The organism is Vibrio sp. Y51_MX_L26 (assembly GCF_024181935.1).
GTDB lineage: Bacteria > Pseudomonadota > Gammaproteobacteria > Enterobacterales > Vibrionaceae > Vibrio > Vibrio diabolicus.
The window spans coordinates 1,020,407-1,040,172 of sequence record NZ_JAMZAS010000001.1 but is presented as its reverse complement, the minus strand read 5'-3'; the positions used below and the strand labels follow the sequence as shown (position 1 = coordinate 1,040,172).

General features: G+C 44.6%; 23 protein-coding genes. 16 read left to right on the top strand and 7 right to left on the bottom strand.

Annotated features, from left to right (window positions below):
• The first annotated feature begins 202 nt into the window (after positions 1-202).
• Genes coxB through NL645_RS04420 form a run of 4 tightly spaced genes read left to right on the top strand, consistent with a single transcriptional unit; the run spans position 203 to position 4,490 of the window.
• Positions 203-1,366, top strand: coding sequence for a cytochrome c oxidase subunit II (coxB, locus tag NL645_RS04435; RefSeq protein ID WP_167427641.1), 1,164 nt, complete (start codon positions 203-205; stop codon positions 1,364-1,366).
• Complete coding sequence (gene ctaD / locus NL645_RS04430; protein WP_048625255.1) at positions 1,363-2,994, top strand: cytochrome c oxidase subunit I; 1,632 nt, start codon at positions 1,363-1,365, stop codon at positions 2,992-2,994. The genes coxB and ctaD overlap by 4 nt, the downstream gene beginning before the upstream one ends.
• Positions 2,995-3,014: 20 nt before the next feature.
• Positions 3,015-3,554 carry a cytochrome c oxidase assembly protein gene (locus tag NL645_RS04425; RefSeq protein ID WP_005391173.1) on the top strand — a complete coding sequence of 180 codons (540 nt, stop codon included), beginning with the start codon at positions 3,015-3,017 and terminating at the stop codon, positions 3,552-3,554.
• A 51-nt stretch (positions 3,555-3,605) separates the two neighbouring features.
• The gene (locus NL645_RS04420) at positions 3,606-4,490 is read left to right on the top strand and encodes a cytochrome c oxidase subunit 3 (RefSeq protein WP_114322885.1); all 885 of its coding nucleotides are present in this window, start codon (positions 3,606-3,608) and stop codon (positions 4,488-4,490) included.
• A gap of 13 nt (positions 4,491-4,503) precedes the next feature.
• Here NL645_RS04420 and NL645_RS04415 read toward each other — a convergent pair whose 3' ends face one another.
• Complete coding sequence (locus NL645_RS04415) at positions 4,504-4,740, bottom strand: DUF2909 family protein (protein ID WP_005391169.1); 237 nt, start codon at positions 4,738-4,740, stop codon at positions 4,504-4,506.
• Between NL645_RS04415 and NL645_RS04410 the strand changes: the two genes are divergently transcribed.
• From NL645_RS04410 to cyoE, 4 genes are read left to right on the top strand one after another with little or no spacing between them, the layout of a single operon-like run.
• Positions 4,688-5,530 carry an SURF1 family protein gene (locus NL645_RS04410; RefSeq protein WP_237284340.1) on the top strand — a complete coding sequence of 281 codons (843 nt, stop codon included), beginning with the start codon at positions 4,688-4,690 and terminating at the stop codon, positions 5,528-5,530. The two genes, NL645_RS04415 and NL645_RS04410, sit on opposite strands and share 53 nt — an antisense overlap.
• Positions 5,520-6,056, top strand: a complete 537-nt coding sequence (locus NL645_RS04405) for a hypothetical protein (protein ID WP_046873706.1) — start codon at positions 5,520-5,522, stop codon at positions 6,054-6,056. The genes NL645_RS04410 and NL645_RS04405 overlap by 11 nt, the downstream gene beginning before the upstream one ends.
• Before the next feature lie 12 nt (positions 6,057-6,068).
• Positions 6,069-7,088 (top strand): heme A synthase, encoded by a 1,020-nt coding sequence (locus NL645_RS04400; RefSeq protein ID WP_253651279.1) that lies wholly within the window; start codon positions 6,069-6,071, stop codon positions 7,086-7,088.
• Entirely contained in the window at positions 7,081-7,980 is a 900-nt protein-coding gene (gene cyoE, locus NL645_RS04395; protein WP_006742059.1) for a heme o synthase, read from the top strand. Before NL645_RS04400 ends, cyoE begins: the two co-directional genes overlap by 8 nt.
• A 79-nt stretch (positions 7,981-8,059) precedes the next feature.
• Here the strand turns inward: cyoE and NL645_RS04390 are convergent, their stop codons facing one another.
• On the bottom strand, positions 8,060-8,533 hold the full coding sequence (locus NL645_RS04390; protein WP_005391162.1) for an FKBP-type peptidyl-prolyl cis-trans isomerase: 474 nt from the start codon (positions 8,531-8,533) through the stop codon (positions 8,060-8,062).
• 13 nt (positions 8,534-8,546) lie between these two features.
• On the bottom strand, positions 8,547-9,179 hold the full coding sequence (locus tag NL645_RS04385; protein ID WP_150917905.1) for a thiol:disulfide interchange protein DsbA/DsbL: 633 nt from the start codon (positions 9,177-9,179) through the stop codon (positions 8,547-8,549).
• 278 nt (positions 9,180-9,457) lie between these two features.
• Here NL645_RS04385 and NL645_RS04380 point away from each other — a divergent pair, with 278 nt between their 5' ends.
• Positions 9,458-10,084, top strand: coding sequence for an OmpA family protein (locus NL645_RS04380; protein ID WP_253651278.1), 627 nt, complete (start codon positions 9,458-9,460; stop codon positions 10,082-10,084).
• A 191-nt stretch (positions 10,085-10,275) separates the two neighbouring features.
• Here NL645_RS04380 and NL645_RS04375 read toward each other — a convergent pair whose 3' ends face one another.
• The 4 genes from NL645_RS04375 to NL645_RS04360 form a co-directional block, all read right to left on the bottom strand.
• Positions 10,276-10,635 carry a glutaredoxin gene (locus NL645_RS04375; protein ID WP_053809555.1) on the bottom strand — a complete coding sequence of 120 codons (360 nt, stop codon included), beginning with the start codon at positions 10,633-10,635 and terminating at the stop codon, positions 10,276-10,278.
• A gap of 111 nt (positions 10,636-10,746) precedes the next feature.
• Entirely contained in the window at positions 10,747-11,289 is a 543-nt protein-coding gene (locus NL645_RS04370) for a hypothetical protein (protein ID WP_124007598.1), read from the bottom strand.
• Positions 11,276-11,821, bottom strand: coding sequence for a YaeQ family protein (locus tag NL645_RS04365; protein ID WP_253651277.1), 546 nt, complete (start codon positions 11,819-11,821; stop codon positions 11,276-11,278). Before NL645_RS04365 ends, NL645_RS04370 begins: the two co-directional genes overlap by 14 nt.
• Before the next feature lie 91 nt (positions 11,822-11,912).
• Positions 11,913-12,122, bottom strand: a complete 210-nt coding sequence (locus NL645_RS04360) for a cold-shock protein (RefSeq protein WP_005375625.1) — start codon at positions 12,120-12,122, stop codon at positions 11,913-11,915.
• Between the two features lie 365 nt (positions 12,123-12,487).
• Between NL645_RS04360 and NL645_RS04355 the strand changes: the two genes are divergently transcribed.
• The 7 genes from NL645_RS04355 (at position 12,488) to NL645_RS04325 (ending at position 19,682) form a co-directional block, all read left to right on the top strand.
• Positions 12,488-12,829: an alternative ribosome-rescue factor A gene (locus tag NL645_RS04355; RefSeq protein ID WP_085344318.1), complete on the top strand. Its 342-nt coding sequence runs from the start codon at positions 12,488-12,490 to the stop codon at positions 12,827-12,829.
• A 142-nt stretch (positions 12,830-12,971) separates the two neighbouring features.
• On the top strand, positions 12,972-14,414 hold the full coding sequence (locus NL645_RS04350; protein WP_253651276.1) for a diguanylate cyclase: 1,443 nt from the start codon (positions 12,972-12,974) through the stop codon (positions 14,412-14,414).
• 117 nt (positions 14,415-14,531) lie between these two features.
• Positions 14,532-15,278, top strand: coding sequence for an outer membrane lipoprotein-sorting protein (locus NL645_RS04345; protein WP_046873698.1), 747 nt, complete (start codon positions 14,532-14,534; stop codon positions 15,276-15,278).
• 35 nt (positions 15,279-15,313) lie between these two features.
• Positions 15,314-16,543, top strand: a complete 1,230-nt coding sequence (locus NL645_RS04340; protein ID WP_005391149.1) for an FtsX-like permease family protein — start codon at positions 15,314-15,316, stop codon at positions 16,541-16,543.
• Positions 16,533-17,768: an FtsX-like permease family protein gene (locus NL645_RS04335; protein WP_253651275.1), complete on the top strand. Its 1,236-nt coding sequence runs from the start codon at positions 16,533-16,535 to the stop codon at positions 17,766-17,768. Before NL645_RS04340 ends, NL645_RS04335 begins: the two co-directional genes overlap by 11 nt.
• Positions 17,768-18,484 (top strand): ABC transporter ATP-binding protein, encoded by a 717-nt coding sequence (locus NL645_RS04330; protein ID WP_074189928.1) that lies wholly within the window; start codon positions 17,768-17,770, stop codon positions 18,482-18,484. The genes NL645_RS04335 and NL645_RS04330 overlap by 1 nt, the downstream gene beginning before the upstream one ends.
• Positions 18,474-19,682, top strand: coding sequence for a hypothetical protein (locus NL645_RS04325; protein ID WP_253651274.1), 1,209 nt, complete (start codon positions 18,474-18,476; stop codon positions 19,680-19,682). Before NL645_RS04330 ends, NL645_RS04325 begins: the two co-directional genes overlap by 11 nt.
• Positions 19,683-19,766 lie beyond the last annotated feature (84 nt).

Below are 19,766 nucleotides of genomic sequence, written 5' to 3'. Positions count from 1 at the left end.
AATTAATTTTTCTTATCCGAACAAAATTTAATCATATTTAATTTCTTGAAGAACCTTGGAACTATAACTAGCCTTTTAACATAAATATAACAAACCGTGTCGAAATCGTAGTTTTTGTGATTTTTCGTAAAGTTGTTCGATATTTGCATCGGGACGCAAGGAAGCTCGCGCAAGCGTAGCGGCTGAGCAGAGGAGAGATCTTTTGAAAAGATTAACGACTACTCTAGCCTTATCACTGAATGTGATTTTAATCACATTCTCCTCTTTCAGTTGGTCAAAGGAAAGTGACTACAACATGACCAAAGGGGTCACAGCGATAAGTGGGCAAGTGTATGAATTACATATGCTGATTTTCTATATCTGCTGCGTAATTGCTTTGATTGTATTTGGCGTCATGTTCTATTCCATCTTTCGTCATCGCAAGTCAAAAGGAGCAGTTGCCGCACATTTCCACGAAAGTACAAAAGTGGAAATTATTTGGACAGTCATACCTATCATCATTCTTGTCGCCATGGCGATTCCCGCAACGAAAACTTTAGTCGCAATGGAAGACACAAGCCAATCAGATATCACGGTCAAGATCACAGGCTCGCAATGGAAATGGCATTACAGCTATTTTGGTGAAGATGTTGAGTTCTTCAGTTTGCTTGCCACCAGCCAAAAGCAAATTGATGGTATCGAGACAAAAGGCGCGCATTATCTATTGGAAGTAGACAACCCTTTGGTGTTGCCTGTGAATCGCAAAGTGCGTTTTTTGATGACTTCTGATGATGTTATTCACTCATGGTGGGTGCCGGATTTTGCTGTCAAGAAAGACACCATCCCTGGTTTTATTAATGAAGCATGGACAAGAATTGATGAGCCAGGCGTATATCGCGGTCAATGTGCGGAGCTATGTGGTCGTGCACACGGGTTCATGCCGGTGGTGGTGCATGCGATGGAAGAAGAAAAGTTTGATGAATGGTTAGCGAGTAAGAAGGAAGAAATCGCACTTCAAAAAGCGGCGGCACAAGAGGAGCTCTCTCAAGACTTATCCATGGGTGAGTTGATGTCGCAGGGCGAATCGATATACACGGCGCGTTGTGCTGTGTGCCATCAGGCTAATGGTGAGGGGATTCCGGGTGCATTTCCCGCGATTAAGGGCAGCCCTATCGCAACAGGCCCAATTTCAGAGCACATTGATGTGATTGTGAATGGCCGTCCGGGCACTGCAATGCAGTCTTTTTCGAACCAGTTAAGTGACAAAGAAATTGCTGCGGTCATCACATACCAGCGAAACGCATGGGGCAACGACACTGGTGATAGGGTGCAAGCATCCGATGTGAATGCCTTTAAGGCACAAGGCAGTGCTAAGGAGGAAATATGAGTAAGCCAATAGATAAGGCAGTGAAGTCTGCTCCAGCGGAAGCCAGTGCAAACAGTACCATTGCGATTGATGATGGCCACGATCATCATGCTCCCCAAGGTATTGCTCGTTGGCTGTATTCCACAAACCATAAAGACATTGGCACCCTGTACCTTTGGTTTAGTTTCGCGATGTTTCTGACTGGTGGTGCGATGGCGATGGTCATTCGTGCCGAACTATTCCAGCCTGGACTTCAGCTGGTTGATCCACAGTTTTTTAATCAAATGACTACGGTACACGGTTTGGTGATGGTGTTTGGTGCTGTGATGCCAGCATTTACGGGCCTTGCTAACTGGATGATTCCAATGATGATCGGTGCTCCAGATATGGCGCTACCTCGCATGAACAACTTGAGCTTTTGGATTCTACCTTTTGCATTTCTTATTTTATTGAGCTCGTTGTTTTTACCTGGCGGCGGCCCCGATTTTGGCTGGACGTTCTATGCTCCGCTGTCCACGACTTATGGCCCAGATAGCACCGCGCTGTTTGTATTCTCTGTTCACATCATGGGTATCAGCTCCATCATGGGCGCGATCAACGTTATCGTGACGATAGTAAATATGCGAGCTCCGGGAATGACTTGGTTCAAGTTACCAATGTTTGTTTGGACTTGGTTAATCACCGCTTTCTTATTGATCGCGGTTATGCCGGTATTAGCGGGTGCGGTGACGATGGTTCTTACTGACAAATATTTCGGGACTAGCTTCTTTGATGCAGCTGGTGGCGGTGACCCGGTGATGTTCCAACACATCTTTTGGTTCTTTGGTCACCCAGAAGTGTACATCATGATTTTACCGTCGTTTGGCATCATTTCTGCCATCCTTCCTGCTTTCAGTGGCAAGAAGCTGTTTGGTTATCATTCGATGGTTTACGCGACGTGCAGCATTGCGTTGTTGTCTTTCCTTGTGTGGGCGCATCACATGTTTACAACGGGGATGCCAGTTTTTGCAGAGCTTTTCTTTATGTATTGCACCATGCTGATTGCGGTACCAACCGGGGTGAAAGTCTTTAACTGGGTCGCCACCATGTGGCGTGGGGCTCTGACATTTGAAACGCCAATGTTGTTTGCCATTGCCTTTATTGTGCTCTTTACGATTGGCGGTTTCTCGGGATTGATGCTGGCAATTGTGCCGGCGGATTTCCAATATCATGACACTTACTTCGTGGTTGCGCATTTCCACTATGTGTTGGTATCTGGTGCCGTATTCTCGATTATGGCGGCAGCGTACTATTGGTTACCTAAGTGGACAGGCAATATGTACGACCACAAGCTGAGTTTGTGGCATTTCTGGTGCTCGATTATTTCAGTTAATGTTTTGTTTTTCCCGATGCACTTTCTAGGTTTAGCGGGTATGCCAAGACGTATCCCGGATTACGCTATTCAGTTTGCTGATGTCAATCAAATCGTCTCCATTGGTGGATTTGCGTTTGGGTTGTCACAATTGATCTTTTTATGGGTGGTGATTAAGTGTATTCGTGGCGGTGAAAAGGCCGCTGCAAAACCGTGGGAACGTGCGGAGGGCTTAGAATGGACGGTGCCAAGCCCGGCGCCCCATCATACGTTTACTACGCCGCCTAAAGTCGATTAGAAACAAACGGGGTGAGTGAGATGAAACCGAATCCATCAAACAAAAAGCTCACAGTGAAGTTGCTTTTAGCGACCCTTTTGATGTTTGGGTTTGGCTACGCACTTGTCCCATTGTATGACGTAATGTGCGACGCACTGGGTATCAATGGAAAAACAAGTGAAGTGGCCGCCATTCAACCAACTGGTATGCAACCGGATATGAGCCGAACCATTCGCGTGGAGTTTATGGCGCATGTAAGCCCCGATATGCCTTGGGAGTTTAAACCCAAAGTGATTTCGATGGACGTTCATCCCGGTGAAGTCGTGCAAACCGAATACCTTGCATTTAATGAAAGTGGGCAGAAGTTGGTAGGGCAAGCCGTTCCCTCTGTTTCTCCCGGGAATGGTGCCGCTTATTTCAATAAGATTGAGTGCTTTTGTTTTAACCAACAGCCTTTGGATGGCAAACAACAAGCTCAAATGCCGTTGATTTTTTATATCGAACCGGACTTACCGGAGTCGATACACACGTTAACGCTGTCTTACACACTCTATAAACTTCCCCCTCCTACAGGTTCTTAGCTACTCAAGGAGAGAGATACAGACCAAGGCTGGTCAGTAAGGAGAGAAATTATGAGTAACAAGCCAGGAACATATTATGTTCCCGCTCAAAGTAGCTGGCCGATCATCGGTGCGTTTGCTCTATTTTTAGTTGCCGTTGGTGCAGGAATGACCGTTCAGGGGACACAAAGTGAAGGGGCTGTGGGAACCATTGGTAGCATTGTGCTAGCGGTAGGTTTTCTGTTCTTGCTTTACATGTTGGCGGGCTGGTTTAGTAATGTGATTACTGAGTCACTGAGTGGAAAGTACAGCTCACAAATTACTCGTTCTTTTCGCCAAGGGATGAGCTGGTTCATCTTCTCTGAAGTGATGTTTTTTGGTGCCTTTTTTGGTGCGTTATTTTACGCCAGGATGATTTCTGTGCCTTGGCTAGGTGGGGCAGATAACAACTTCATGACCAACGAGGTTTTGTGGCCAACCTTCGAAGCGATGTGGCCACTCACACTGACTCCGGGTGGAGAAACAACACAAGCTATGCCGTGGCAGGGCATTCCCCTTACTAATACTATTTTGCTGTTATTGTCGTCGATTACGCTACATATGGCGCACATAAGCCTTGAAAAAGACAAAAGAACGGCACTGATTGTTTGGTTGGAAATCACCATCGTGCTTGCGGGCTTTTTCCTATATTACCAAGCGGTCGAGTATGCTCATGCTTATCAAGAAATGGGGCTCACGTTGCAATCTGGTATCTACGGAAACACCTTCTTTATGCTGACGGGTTTTCACGGTTTGCACGTCTGTCTTGGGACGATTTTCTTAATCGTATTATTGCTCCGAATCGCTAAAGATCATTTTTCGTCTAACAACCATTTTGCCTTCCAAGCAGGTAGTTGGTATTGGCACTTTGTGGATGTGGTTTGGTTATGTCTATTTGTGTTTGTGTACGTGCTGTAGGTGCATTGGGCGATTAGTAAGGACGGGGATTCGGAGCCAGCCAGCCTGAACTGAGCGCAATAAGTAGAAGGATAACTACTAAAGCGGAGAACATGACTCGACGGCCTAAGTAATGACTCATAGGTTTGTCTCTTTTTTCGGGATTATCTGGGTCTTCACGAACCATTTCGATAAGCGCTTTTGCGAGGTTGAAGATAATGAAAAGCAGCAAAAGGACAAGCGTCAGTTTGAATAGAAATACGGTGGACATAGCACCTCCGGTTTCATCGTTGTTGTTATCAAGACAATTATGGCTATCGAAACGGTTTTGGGTTGCAGTTGGTTTAACTGTGGTTGTGTTTTCTCTTTTGGTCAAACTGGGTTTTTGGCAGCTTGAAAGAGGGCAAGAGAAACAGGCTTTGGAACAAGCCATTCTTGCGCGAGCGGATAGTGCGTACCAAGCATTAGGCGAAGTTCTTGAAGAAAACGATTGGAGAGAAGGCAGCATTCTCGGGAAAAAAGTGGAAGCTAATGTTGTTCCTCAGGCGTTTCCCGTGATTTTACTGGATAACCAAACGCATCAGGGCAATGTGGGCTATTTAGCATTTCAGATTGTCTCTATGAGTGATGAATCAGGAACCTATGCATTATTAGAGCTTGGTTTTGTGGAGGGAATAGCAGATCGTTCAATATTACCAACCGTCACAACACTCGAAGTGTCGACCTTTATCTCGGGACGTCTGTACCGAAAATCTGCTAACCCGTTGAGCTCTGAATTAATGCCAGAAGTTGGCGATGCCATTCGTGTGCAGAACCTGAATATCGCGCAATTGAATCAGCTACTTAATATTGAGCTTATGCCCGCAGTCTTGCAGCCAGACAATCTAAAAAATTGGCCTTACGACTTTCCTTGGAACCCATTGCCGCTCAACAGCGCCAAGCATTTCGGTTATTCGATTCAGTGGTTTTCGATGGCGGGCGTTTTCTTGTTATTGACCTTAATTGTTTTTGTTCGTTGGCAAAGAAAGTTGCGTCACATGGAGGTGAAGCATGACATCTAAAGTAACCAAAGGGCGGCTAATGTTGATTGCGTTGGTGTGTACGTTTGCGCTTCCTGCCGTCATCGCTAAGGTCATTCTAACCCAAGGGTGGTATCAAAGCGGTGTGACCAATAGAGGTGTGTTAGTTGAACCATACACAACGTTAGAGCTACTTGGTCAAGAGTCCCCACTCAAGGAGCACAGGTGGCAACTCGCTTATGTTTTACCTAATGAGTGCACAGAACAATGCAGGCAGCAGCTTTACCTGCTTCAGCAAAGCCATGTCGCTTTAGGAAAATATCAAGAGCGTGTGGTGCCGGTGCTTTGGCAGACAGAGTTGTCCGGTACCGTAGATATATCGATGACGACAATGCAAATGAATCAATCGGTTACCGCCAAAGTGAAACCCGGACAAATGTTAATCGTTGATCCTCTGGGGCAATTGGTGATGTCTTACTCGCCAAAACCGAATGAAGATTTAGTCTCGTTCAACAAAGGTATGTTGGCGGATTTACGCAAGCTCTTAAAATTGTCACGAGTTGGTTAGAAAGGGGCGTATATGAAGTTAATTCAGTTGGTTAAATTCAGTTTGCTCCTAACTTTCGTGGTGATCATGTTAGGCGCGTATACTCGCCTTTCTGATGCAGGGTTAGGTTGCCCTGATTGGCCCGGCTGCTATGGGCACTTTGGTGTGCCTCATCAAGAAGAAGACGTAATACATGCCAATCTTAATTTCCCTGAACGGGCAGTCGAGCATGAGAAAGCATGGCTTGAAATGATTCATCGCTATTTTGCAGGAACGTTGGGTTTGGTCATTTTTGCCATGACAGTGATATCAATAAGGTCTGAGCGCGTGAATCCTACTATTCCGATGCTGCTCAGTGTACTGGTGGTCGGGCAAGCACTTTTGGGGATGTGGACCGTGACGCTCAAATTAATGCCAGTCATCGTAATGCTTCATCTGCTTGGTGGATTTACTTTACTGGTTCTGCAGGCGATTTTTTACTGCCAGTTAAAAGCGCAAAATAATCTCTATTTTTCTCCATCTTCCAGCTCGCTACGAGGCTTCTCATTATTGGTTTTTCTGGTTGTTTTTATGCAGGTGCTGCTCGGAGGGTGGACTTCGTCAAACTATGCCGCGCTCATGTGCACCTCACTGCCTATTTGTGAGGGAGATTGGATGAATCATCTCTCATGGAAAGAGGCGTTTTCTTTCTGGCAAACCGGATTCGAGAATTACGAGTTTGGTGTATTGGAGTATCCGGCAAGAATGACCATACATGTTACGCATCGCCTTGGTGCGATGGTCACCGCTACCGTCGTATTGGCTTATAGCATTATGCTCATGAGGCAAGATTCCCATCATTCACAGCGCATTGGAGGATGGTTACTACTCACTTTAGCGAGTCAAATTATGTTGGGCGTGAGCAACGTCGTATTCCAACTTCCTATTTATGTCGCCGTGGCACATAACTTGGGTGCCGCCATTATGTTGAGTCTTGTTTGTGTGAGTCAGTTTTATTTGTGGCAGGGCAAAAAAGCTTGGAGTTACACCGCGAAAGGAGTTCGCTATGAGTAAAGAAATCGCACTGTCGTTAAATGAGCGAAAGCGACTAAGTTCCGTTTATTTGAAGTTAACGAAGCCTAAAGTAGTCGCATTAATGCTGGTGACGGCCGTTGTCGGGATGAGTTTAGCGCCTGTTACTGAGTTTCCTTGGTTGCAGGCGGCAGTTGGCCTAACAGGCATTGGTTTGATGGCAGGCTCCGCGGCAGCGTTTAATCACCTGATTGACCGCCGCATTGATGCGAGAATGGCTCGCACACACAAACGTCCGTTGCCATCGGGTGAAGCTAAGCCGTTATCGGTGATAACCTTTGCGACGGCTTTAGGCGTCATAGGGTTTGTTCTTTTATATGCGCTGGTTAACCCACTGACGGCATGGCTGACTTTGATGAGTTTACTCGGCTATGCGATGGTGTACACCATGTACCTCAAACGCGCTACGCCCCAAAATATCGTAATTGCAGGTATTGCGGGTGCGATGCCGCCTCTTCTCGGTTGGACTGCCGTAACAGGGCAGTTGCATGCGAATGCTTGGCTGCTTGTGATGATCATTTTTATCTGGACGCCACCACACTTTTGGGCACTCGCAATTCATCGCGTAGAGGACTATCGCAAGGTGGATATTCCAATGTTGCCAGTGACACATGGTATCGAGTACACCAAAACTTCCATTCTGTTGTATACAGTATTGTTGACGTTGGTTTGTGTGCTGCCGGTGTTGGTTGGAATGGTCGGCGTAGTTTATCTTTTTGCCTCGTTACTACTTAACGCTGGCTTTATGTACCATGCATGGAAGCTAAAATACGCGCCAGAGCCCAATACCGCGATGGAGGCGTTTAAATTTTCTATCTATCACCTTTTTGCGTTGTTCATTGCATTGCTTTCGGATCACTATATTGGTTTGTAGCCTCTTTAAACAGAAAACGCCGCGTGGTTCGCGGCGTTTTTTGTTTTGATACTTTGGCTTTAATGCAAAGTTTCTAGAGTTATTGAATCTCTAACAATTCAACATCAAAGATCAAAACACTTGCTGGTGGAATTGGGCCTGAGCCACTTTTGCCATAACCGAGCGTGCTTGGTACGAAAAGGCGGATTTTTTCACCTTCGACCATGTATTGTAGGCCTTCTTGCCAGCCTTTAATGACTTGGTTAAGACCAAACGAAATTGGCTCACCGCGATTAACGGAGCTATCAAACACAGTGCCATCAATCAACGTGCCGTGGTAGTGCACTTTGACTTTGCTTGTCGCGGTTGGGTGAACCTCACCTTCGCCTTTTTCAAGAACAATATATTGAAGACCACTTTCTGTTGTAATGACGCCTTCTTTCTTCGCATTCTCGAGCAAGAATGCTTGGCCTTTCGCAAAGTTTTCATCCGCTACTTTATGGTTTGTCCAAGTACGGTAAATGAAAAAGCCCGCCAGAATGAAAATAATGAGAGGAAACAAAAATTTAGACACGTAAGCTCCTTGTCTATTTAGGTTGTTTTAGCAAATAGTTAATGGTTTCTGCCATGGCTTCGACGCTGTCATGACCACTAGTAATGACTTGGTATTTTCCATTAACGATAAAGGCTGGAACGGAGTTAATTTGGCCGCGAGTCGTGATCGCTTCTGCCTTAGTGATGTACTCAAACAGCGTTTTTTGCTGTGCTTCATCTAAATGGTAAGGGCTGATAAGGTTGCGAGACTCAAAGGCTTTCTCTACGGCGATTTGACGTTCCTCAGCAGTCGCATCAGGACCCATTTGTACGGCAGCAAAAAGATCCGCCATAAATGCTTTGTCAGGTGTCGACTCTAGTTGCATGACTGCAGTGTAGAAGATGATGGCGCTTACTTGTGCACTTTCATTGAAAGTTACATGCATTTTTTCAACGCTTTGCTCGGTCAATGATTCAATTTGAGGGACAAACTCTTCCATTGAGCGACAGTGGCCGCAAGTTAGGGCAAAAGCTTCTGTCAATGGCGCCAAATCATATTCTTGAAGAGATACAGGCAAAACTTCGTATTGTTTGCCTTGCTGAGGCTGAGTGTTGCCGCTATCGCATGCCGACAAGGCCATCATGGCGGCAATCACAGCAAAGCCTTTCGATATGGTTTTTAACATAATAATGCTCTAAGTAAGAAATTTGCGTTAGTTTATCGGTTAACGATAGTGACTAAAACCATTAAATAACAATAAAGTGAGACGATTGGTAACAGACTTTTCCTGATGTGTAGGCTGCAGGGAGGTATTTTGGCATCGCTTTTTATTTGAGAGATACTTGATATTGATTCCAGTGGCATGAACGCTGCATATACAAACCAATCGGTGGATAAAAGCGCTAAAGATTTGGCGTGTTTTGTCGACACAATGGACAAGAGTTTTTCTAAGTTGGTAGTGGTATGAAGCAGTGGTTTTTAATTGTTTGCGGCATTCTGGTTGGGTGCAGTAGCCTTGATCAAGATATGGTTCCTGGCGGGAACATTTTAGATACAGCTCCTAAAACAAACACCGAGCTGAGACATCCTGAGTGGGGCTATCCGAGCGCTTCCAGTGTGGCTTCTTCACCTCGCACGTATCAGACTGAGAGGGCATCAGTAAAAAAGTCGCAAAATGTGACCTCTCTGGAAATGTTTCTGAACAGGCACAATATTCCTCATGAGACACTCAGTGGCGGTCACTTAATGATACGTTTGAAAGAGCAAGTGCATTTTCAAACTGGCTCTGCTCAGTTATCAGCGCAATCTCAAGACTGGATTCGAAACATTGGTCACTATCTAGCAGGAAGAACGGATGTGGATGTCGTGATCGATGGCCATGCCGATAGCACGGGAGCTGCCAGCTTTAATGACACGTTGTCAGAAAAGCGAGCTCGTGAAGTGGAAAAGCAACTGCTGGCGACGAGTATTCCACGTCAACGAGTGTTTTCTAGAGGCTTCGGAGAGTATGTACCGAAGTGCAGCAATGCGACAGCAAGTGGCAAAGCTTGCAATCGGCGCGTAGAGCTAACATTGATCGTTGATGAATAACGCAGACGTTGGGCGGTAATCTTCGTTGTGTTGTTCTCACATACCCGTTATTTGCTTAGTGGAGTTTAAGTTCGGAGTTGAGCAAGAAGACTGAATAAGGAAAGCTCGCACGGCAACATCTAGCTAGAAAAAATAGAAAAGAGGCACCGTTAGGTGCCTCTTTTACATCCGCCAATGTTCATAGGGGGAACTTAGGCAAATTCTTTTTCAACGTAAGCGACGATGTCAGATGACTCGTATAGCCACTGTGTTTCGCCATCTTTTTCGATACGCAGACAAGGGACTTTAATTCGTCCACCACCTTGCTCTAGTTCAGCTCGATGAGTCGGGTTATTTTTTGCATCACGTAGCTCAATGTTCACTGATTGACGCTTCATTGCACGGCGGACTTTTACGCAAAAAGGGCAAGCTTCAAATTGGTAAAGTGCGTATTGCTTTGCTTTTTCATCAATACGTTGTTGTTCTTCTGCACTGCGTTTAATACCACGAGGTGAGAACACGGCGTTCAGCAATAAGATAACCTTGCCTAAAATCCAACGGATAAACTTCATAATGATCCCTTGATGTTCATTGGGTAATTGTCCTTTAAAAATGCAATAATGATGCTTGTTGCATTGAGCGTGAAGTCTATCAGTTGTTTGAAATGGATAAAACCATGTATTTTATGCGGAAAATAAGCGTTTTAACCTGCCCCAAAAACCGCTAGTCGAAGCTGGACTGGCTTCTCTACCTAGATAAAAGCTTTGCATCAGTTCGGTTCTGAATGCATCAACATCCATGCGTTTTACAACAAGCTCGTGTTGCAATGTATTCTGAGTTTGCTCGGCATGATCGTGCGCCAAGCTAAAGTCCATATTCAAATAGCCTTGAGTATAAAGCCAAAGGTGGGTTATCAAGATAAGGTCTTCTGCGGACTGGTTAGTGAACTTATCCGCGTGCTCATCACCCAAGGAGTCAGTCAGCACTTGCTGCATTTGCTGGGCAGAATGCGCATGTTGCTCATAGTTAGCGCTGGCTTCAATATGCGACTTAGTCAAAAGACCAAGCAGGTGAAGAGTAGGCGCCGTGGCGGGTTTGTTCTCACAAACTTTTGTAAACAGTTGTGACTGTTCTTTTAACCAACGTCGCTTTGCCGCTTTATGTTCTTTAACGAAGGGAATTTCTTTGAATCCCATCTCTTGACTCAGTTCACTAAGAGACGTCATGGCTTTTTAGTTCCTTCACCGTTACTTCGACGTGTTGATCATTGATATCAACAAAAATAGAGCTGCCGGTAATCATAACAGAAAGGCTAGTGCCTCGGTCAAGGTGCTGACAAATCAAGTCGATAGCGTCGTAGTCAAAGCTTTCTACATTGACGGAAAGCATTGAGAACTTTCCTGACATTTTATCCCACCATACCGTCGCTTTAGTGTTATAAGTGTAGACTTTCACGTGTTTTGCTAGGCGAGAGGCTTTCTTAATTCTTTCTGGTTCTGGTTCGCCAATTTCAATCCAGTGAGTAATGCTTTGATCATCGCCAACATGCCATAAATCAGGCTCTTCAATTGTAGAAAGCCCTTTCGTAAACTCTAAATTACTTTGAGCGTTTAAGCAGTAAGCTAAAACACGAGCCAGCATTCGTTGAGGTTTTTCTGAAGGGTGAAGGGCGATAGTTAGATTTTTAGAATCGTAATAGTCGTTATTCATATCGGAAATGGCGATACGAAATTTATAAATAGTCGGTTTAAGAGCCATGGATTTATATCGTTTTTGTTGGCAAAAATAAGTTATAGACAAAAAAATAGCCAGCTTTAAAAGCTGGCTATCGTATCAAATTCTTTAAGAATTAAAGTACTTTGATTTGCTCTGCTTGAGGGCCTTTTTGACCTTGAGAGATAACAAATTCTACTTTCTGGCCTTCAACTAGAGTACGGAAGCCGTCACCAGTGATTGCAGAGAAGTGAGCAAATACGTCAGGACCGTTTTCTTGTTGAATGAAACCGAAGCCTTTAGTTTCGTTGAACCACTTAACTGTGCCAGTAGCTGTGTTAGACATGTCTATTTCCTAAATATCTAAATAATGTAATCTTTCGCCTCAACGGCGCTTATAGCGTGGAAAAATAAATTGCTATTGCGTACCACAGGACGACGGGTTACAAGTAATCCAACGAAATGTGAAAACAAAGAACTTTCTTTCTAGCCGTGTTTGAGTCTAGGTTAATTCCACGAAGAGTCAACATATATTAGTGCTTTATGGACAAATATTTGTATTTAGTCACTATTTAACCAGCATGTTTTTGATTAAATTTCAAATAAATGACGGTGATGTGAAGTTTTTCAGCATAAAATTCAACTAAATCTATAAATTTGACTTATTTATATAATTATTGTCCAATCTGGTTCGACCATTAAGGAGGATTTATGGCAAAACCTAAAACCAGTCCTCAGCCGAATGAGTTACAACACGAGACCGATTTCGGCAGAGGTGAAATCAAGGACAATGCGTTAAAAGCGGTTGTCACCAGTCAATTGTTCAGAACACGAGTCGTAAAAGCGAAAAAAGGTAAAGGCAGCTTCAGTCGGAAAATGAAGCATAGAGGCAAAGAGCCCTATTCAAAGTTCTCCCCGATGTGGATTTTGAATAGGGCTTTTTTATTGAAGCTGGTTTTTATCAAACTATTCAAATTCAATGGTTTAGTGTTAGTTAAATCACTCTTATCTCACCTTATACTGGCTAGCTTTCTTCTTAAAACTAGACGCTGAAAAGTACCAAATAAGTACTAAAACCTACTAAGTTAGATTCATATCAATAGGAGCCGCTTCCTGTCCGACACCGCTCTGCTATATCTTTAGATCAGACAAAACAGCCGAGATTATGGTTTAAAAAGACTGGTGAGAAGTAGGTATGTCATCGACGAGTTATGGTACTTATGGTTGCAAGTGTACAAAAGCGTGTGCTTCTTTGTTACTACTATGGCTGTCTATTTGCCCGATGACGTATGCGCACAAGTCAGAGTCTCATTCTTTAATTGTTGCTAACTCCAAAGCTTGGAAGCCATTCTCTTACCTTAGCCCAGACGGTGAACCCAAAGGCATTTTGATCGACTTCTGGAAAGCGTATGCGGCGGACAACCAAATTGATGTTCAGTTTCTGCTTCTTGATTGGGAGGCTTCTTTACAGGCCGTAAAAGAGGGGCGTGCTGACTTTCACGCGGGATTGGTTTACTCATCGGAAAGAGCCGATTACTTGGATTTTGGCGCAGTTATCATGCCCATTCAAACTAAATTGTATGTCAATCAAGACGTGCTTTCGATTGATGTCAAAAGTGTTTTAGCTGGTGAAATGACGTTGCCAATTGGTGTCGTTAAAGGAAGTTACGAGTCTGAGTTTATTAAGACGAATTATCCTAATGCGCCCGTCGCAGAGTACATCAATAACGACACGATGATACAGGCTGCTGTCGATAAGAAGGTGCTGTATTTTGTCGCGGACCTTCAAGTTGCTAACTTTTATATGGCAACTATGCCGGGAGCAGGCATGTTTGTTCCTGTAATAAATTTATATAGTAAAGACCTTCGGATTGCAGCAGGGTCGCATAGTTCTGCTTCCATTTTGGATGTCTCTCGAGCGTTTGAAAAAGTTATCGATACAGATCGAGAAAGGATCCTCAATCGCTGGAGTGTGGTGAAAACGGTCTATCCTCTTTATCTCCTACCTATTGCGATTTTCATTATGGCGGTCGCGACGCTGTATCATATCTTCGCACTCAAACGCATGGTTGCGCTGCGCACAAGACAATTGACGATTGCCAACCAGCAATTGCTGGAGATGACGTTAACGGATTCCCTAACAAAACTCTACAACCGTAGACACTTGATTGAACAATTGGCGCTCTTGAATCACTTGCAGCGAAGCTTGACGGTAATGGTATTTGATATTGATGATTTTAAATCAATTAATGACCAATACGGTCATCTTGTCGGAGATAGAGCGATAGTGGCCGTGGCTGAAACAGCAAAATCAATGACTGATGAACGTATGACATTGGCGAGAATTGGCGGAGAAGAGTTCGCACTCGTGACGGCATCGCTCTCTGAGCGAGAAGCGCGCAACTTTGCTCAAATGCTCTGCAAAGCCGTGTACGAACAACCTATTATCCTTGGTGGGCAAGCGATTCATTTGAGCATTAGCTTAGGCTGCGCATACTACCCTGAATTTACTCACATCGTGAATTTACAAGACGCTGATCAACTGATGTATCAAGGTAAGTCTGAAGGTAAAAATCGCTCGGTGTTTCAAGTCATAACAGACAGCCAGGTTCAACCTGAGCTTCGTCAAGCCCCTTAGCGTTTTTGAGTCACCAATCGCTATTTCTAAATCCTCACTTGCTATACTCAATTGAATTTAAAATTATTATACCCGTTTAGCTTCAAATTCTAGGTCGTGTCGGTACAAAGGGAAGGTATGTATAAAACGTTTTGTGTTCTCGCTTGTGTACTTCTCTCTTCTTTTTCTTACGCTGAGAGCGCTTTCGATATAGTCCAAAAGTCTGATCAAGCGATGCGCGGAAAATCCAGTTATAGCGAAGCCACCATGAAAATTGTTCGCCCTGACTGGTCACGTTCAATGACCATGAAGAGTTGGACGAAAGGTACGGAATTATCTTTGGTCTTGGTGACTGCTCCGGCGAAAGATAAAGGTAGCGCCTCGTTAAAACGTCATAGAGAAATGTGGAATTGGGTGCCGAGTATCGAGCGAGTGATTAAAATTGCGCCATCCATGCTCAGTCAGTCTTGGATGGGATCAGACTTCACGAATGATGATTTAATTAACCAATCTTCTATTGTTGTCGATTATCAACATCAACTGCTTCAAAGTGAAACCTTTGATGGCGACAAAGTTTGGGTAGTTGATGCACTTGCCAAGCCTGACGCCCCAGTGGTTTGGAGCAAAGTCAGACTGTGGATTTCTCAAACGAGCTTGTTACAGCGCAAAGTCGAGTTTTACGATGAATTTGATGAACTGGTAAATGTTTTGACGACTTACGATGTGAAAACGTTGGGTGGGCGAGACGTTGCGACTCGCATGGAGATGCAGCCGATAGATAAACCAGGAAATAAAACGGTTTTGATTACGCACGAAGCGCAATTTGATTTTGATATCGATGATGACTTTTTCTCCCAGCAGCAAATGAAGGCTCTGCGAGATTAGGGTGGATTTTGGTTTAGATAAGAGGTGAGAATCGGATGCTCATCAAGCTCGCATGGCGAAATCTATGGCGGCAAAAACGGCGGACATTGTTAACCGCTTCTGCGTTAGCTCTTGTTCTGTTTCTCTCCTTACTGACTCGAGCGTTCCAAGAAGGAAGTTACTCCTCAAATATTAAAAACGCTGCGAAGTTCTATACGGGATTAATTCAGCTACAACATCCCGATTTTGGGGACTCCTCTAGCATTGATGATGTCCTTCCTCAAACGCCTGCGTTCATTGCATCTGCCAAAAATAATCCTGATATCGACATCGTTCTGCCGAGAATTGAGTCATTTGCGCTTGCCGCCAAAGACGAACGATCCAAAGGCGTGATGGTGCTCGGCGTTGAGCCTGACGCTGAAGATAGCTACTCCAGCATTAGTGACAAAATCGTACAAGGGCGCTTTATTGCATCTGGACAAAACTCGGTGCTTGTTGGTGAGGGTTTGGCAAACTACCTTCATTTGAACGTTGGTGATGAGCTGGTGTTGTATGGTTCGGGTTATCGTGGTCAAACGGCGGCTGGACTGTATCAGGTGTCCGGTATTTTGCACTTTCCTTTGCAGCAGTTAGATTCTCAGTTGGTCTACATGCCTCTTGATACCGCACAAGCGTTGTATTCGCTTGATAACCAAGTCACCGCATGGGTCCTTAACACTCAAAGTTTACGCGTGTTGCCTGACATTGTTAAACAACTAAAGCGCCACTACGGGAATGGCGTCGCAGTAAAAAGCTGGCAGGAGCTGTCGCCAGAACTTTCTCAACAGATAGCCTTGGACAAAGCGGGTGGGATCTTTTTGATCTATATCTTGTACGGCATTGTTGGTTTTGGCCTGTTTGCCACGATTTTGATGATGACGTTAGAGCGCCAGCGTGAATTTGCGGTGATGCTCGCGACGGGTATGTTGCGCAGCAAGCTTATGGGGCTCGTCGCCATTGAATCGATGTTTATCTCCGTTATTGGTCTTGTGCTCGGTGTCTTGATCAGCGCGCCTGTGCTTGCGTATTTCTATATCAATCCGATTGAGATTACTGGCGATGCTGCACAAGTGATGCTGGAGAGTGGCTTTGAACCAATCGTACCTGTTTCGCTAGACCCTTATTTGTTAATGGATCAAATTCTTGTCGTTCTCGTTATTTTATCGTTATGTCTGATGTATCCGATGGCTAGACTTCTTCGCTTGCCCATTGCTAGTGGGCTAAAAGGAGGCGCGCATGTTGATTAAATTGGCGTGGCGTAATTTATGGCGGAACAAGCTCAGAACTTCCATTATGCTGGGAGCGATGGTGTTCGGCTTAATGGGCGTTGTTGCCATGATTGGATTCATGAACGGTTTGGTCGACAGCATGATCAAAAACGCGATTGCGTGGCAAACCAGTCATCTACAAGTGCATCAGAAATCCTACCTTAATAATCCTGACCTTAGTGACACAATAACGAATTATCAAACGATAACGGCCGCTTTGGCTGCACATCAAGATGTTAAAGCGGTATCGGCGCGATTTCTTGCTGATGGCATGATTGCTTCTGCGCGTAGTACGAGAGGCGTTCGGATCAATGGCATCAATATTGAGCAAGAGCAAAGTATCACACCGCTTAAAAGACATGTGATAGACGGAGAATGGTTAAACGAAGTGGGAAGAAACCCCATTCTTGTTTCGCAAAAAACCGCAAATCGGTTGAAGCTGCGTGTTGGATCGAAAGTGGTTTTAACGTTATCTGACATCAAGGGTGATGTATCTGGCGCAGCTTTTCGCATTCGAGGTATTTTTAAAACGCCATCCACCACGTTTGATGACGGTAATGTCTACGTACGTAAAGTCGATCTCGAAACAATCGCAGGCTTGTCGGGTGCACATGAAATTGGCGTTTTGTTGAACTCCAACGAGACTAAACAGCTAGATCGTGCAGAGGCATTTACGTTATCAATATTACCACAAGCCAACCGTGAACAATTGATCGTGAGAAAATGGCAAGAAATACAGCCTTTACTCGCAACAATGATGAGCTCAATGGATATCTCTAACCAAATTATGTTGGTCGTTTTCGTACTTGCCATGACTCTGGGAATCATCAACATCATGCTGATGTCAGTTTTTGAAAGAACGAGAGAGTTTGGGGTGTTAATGGCGGTTGGCATGCAGCAGCATAAAATTCGCACACTGATTATTTTGGAAACGCTATTCCTTGGTTTGAGTGGTTGCGCGTTAGGGTTATTAGGAAGCGCAGTCATGCTGAAAATACTGAGTATTACTGGCTTATCGCTTGGCGCACTTGCTGATGGATTAGGTGCTTATGGCGTCGATACCTTGCTTTATCCAAGAGTATCGTTTTACGAGTATCAATTGATTATTGTGGCTATTTTTGTCGCGAGCTTATTTGCGGCTTTGTATCCAGCAAGGCAAATTCTCAAACATCGACCTGCGGATGCCATGGCGGAGAAAACGTAATGACGATTAAATTGGAAGGCTTATCCAAGACGTACAACCCAAAGAGTGACTTTCCGGTACATGCGGTTCAGAGCGTAGATTTGGAGATCAAGCAAGGTGAGTTTGTCGCTATTATGGGACCTTCTGGTTCAGGGAAAACGACCCTACTAAACATGTTGGGCGGGATCGATTCCCCTACATCAGGACGCGTGGAAATTGATGGATGCTTAATCTCTGATATGTCAGAAAAAGAGTTGATCGCTTATCGGCGCGATAACATTGGTTTTATCTTCCAAGATTATAGCCTGCTCCCCGTACTGACAGCTCTTGAAAACGTCGAGTTTGTTATGCAATTGCAAGGGAAAACAGAAAGGGAATGTCGTGAACGCGCCAGCGCATTACTGCAACAGGTTGGATTATCGCAGCAGATGCATAAACGTCCGAGTCAAATGTCTGGAGGCCAACAACAGAGAGTTGCGGTTGCAAGAGCATTGGCACCAAAACCAAGGTTTGTAATGGCAGATGAGCCTACCGCCAACTTAGATGCAAAAAGTACAGCCGAGTTGCTTGATATCATGGAACAACTCAGTGAAAAAGAAGGCACGACATTTATCTTTTCTACCCATGATCCTAGAGTTATTAAGCGCGCACATCGAATCATAGTATTTGAGGACGGGCGTTTGGCACGAGATTTTGCCAACATTGATAACACCATAGAGAAGAGCCATGCGTGGTAGAGTAGAAGGTGTGAGCTTACTATCCAAGTTATTGCGGCTTTTTTTTGCGTTAAGTCCTGCGGTAATTTGCATTAAAACTAATGCCAGCATACCGGGTTTGGAGCCTGAAAAAGCATGGGATATCAATGGCTATGTGAAATACATGGCGACCTATAGTATGCCTGACGAGCAGGGTAATACCCTTGACCATCTACTCCATAACCGGATTAACGTTGAATATCGCTTTTCTCCTGAATGGCGAATAAATCTTGGTATCAGGAATAGAGCATTGTGGGGCGATGCGCTTGAGATTCCTCAATATGCGGAACTCGTGGCGCTTGATAATGGGTATTTTGATCTAAGCAAAAACTGGCGAGAAGATAATGTAATCCTCAATACCCAACTGGATCGACTCTACGTCTCTTGGAGTGACCAAGATTGGGGGGCAAGGTTAGGGCGGTTCCGGGTCAACTGGTCAATGAACACCATTTGGAACCCACACGACATCTACAACGCCTATTCTATTTACGACTTTGATTACGAAGAGCGGGCGGGCACCGACGCTGTCATGGTGAGTAAAAAACTTGGGTTTGCCGATGGGTTAGATCTCGTTTTCTCTCCGTCAAAGCAGTCTAAAGAAAACAGCACGTCACTACGATATTTCTCCAACGTTTCTGGTTGGGACTATCAAATCATTGCGGGTCGATCTCGGCAAGACTATGTTCTTGGAGCAGGGTTCGCGACTGATATCTATCAAGCCGGGTTTCGAGGCGAGTTAAGCTGGTTTGATCTTATTGATACAGAGCATCAAGGTCAGCCTACTGAGGATACGACAGTCGCTAGTTTGGAGTCAGACTACAGTTTTGGTGGTGTGCGTAACTGGATGGTGAGAGGTGCTTGGTTGTTTATTTCTGAACCAAAGCCAGCGAGCAGCGCATTAACTTACCTAAACCTCCCTCTCTCTGCGAAAACCTTGAGCTTCACGGAGCATACTGTTTATGCCGATGCTAGCTTCGACTTAACGGCGCTTAACCGCGTCACCTTATCGGCTAGTTACTATGATGATGGCTCTTACTTTGCTGGATTATCCAGCAGCTATTCACTCAGTGATAATTGGCAACTGCTAACTGTAGTTCAACATTTTAACGGTACGGACGGCAGCTTATTTGGAGAAACACCTGCAACTTTGGTGTTTGCTAATATCCGGTATAGTTACTAGAGCCGCCTTTCATTTAACTGCTATCCCTAAATAATGCAATCAATCACAAATAATGCCTTGTTCTGAAGTTGTTTTTGATACAAG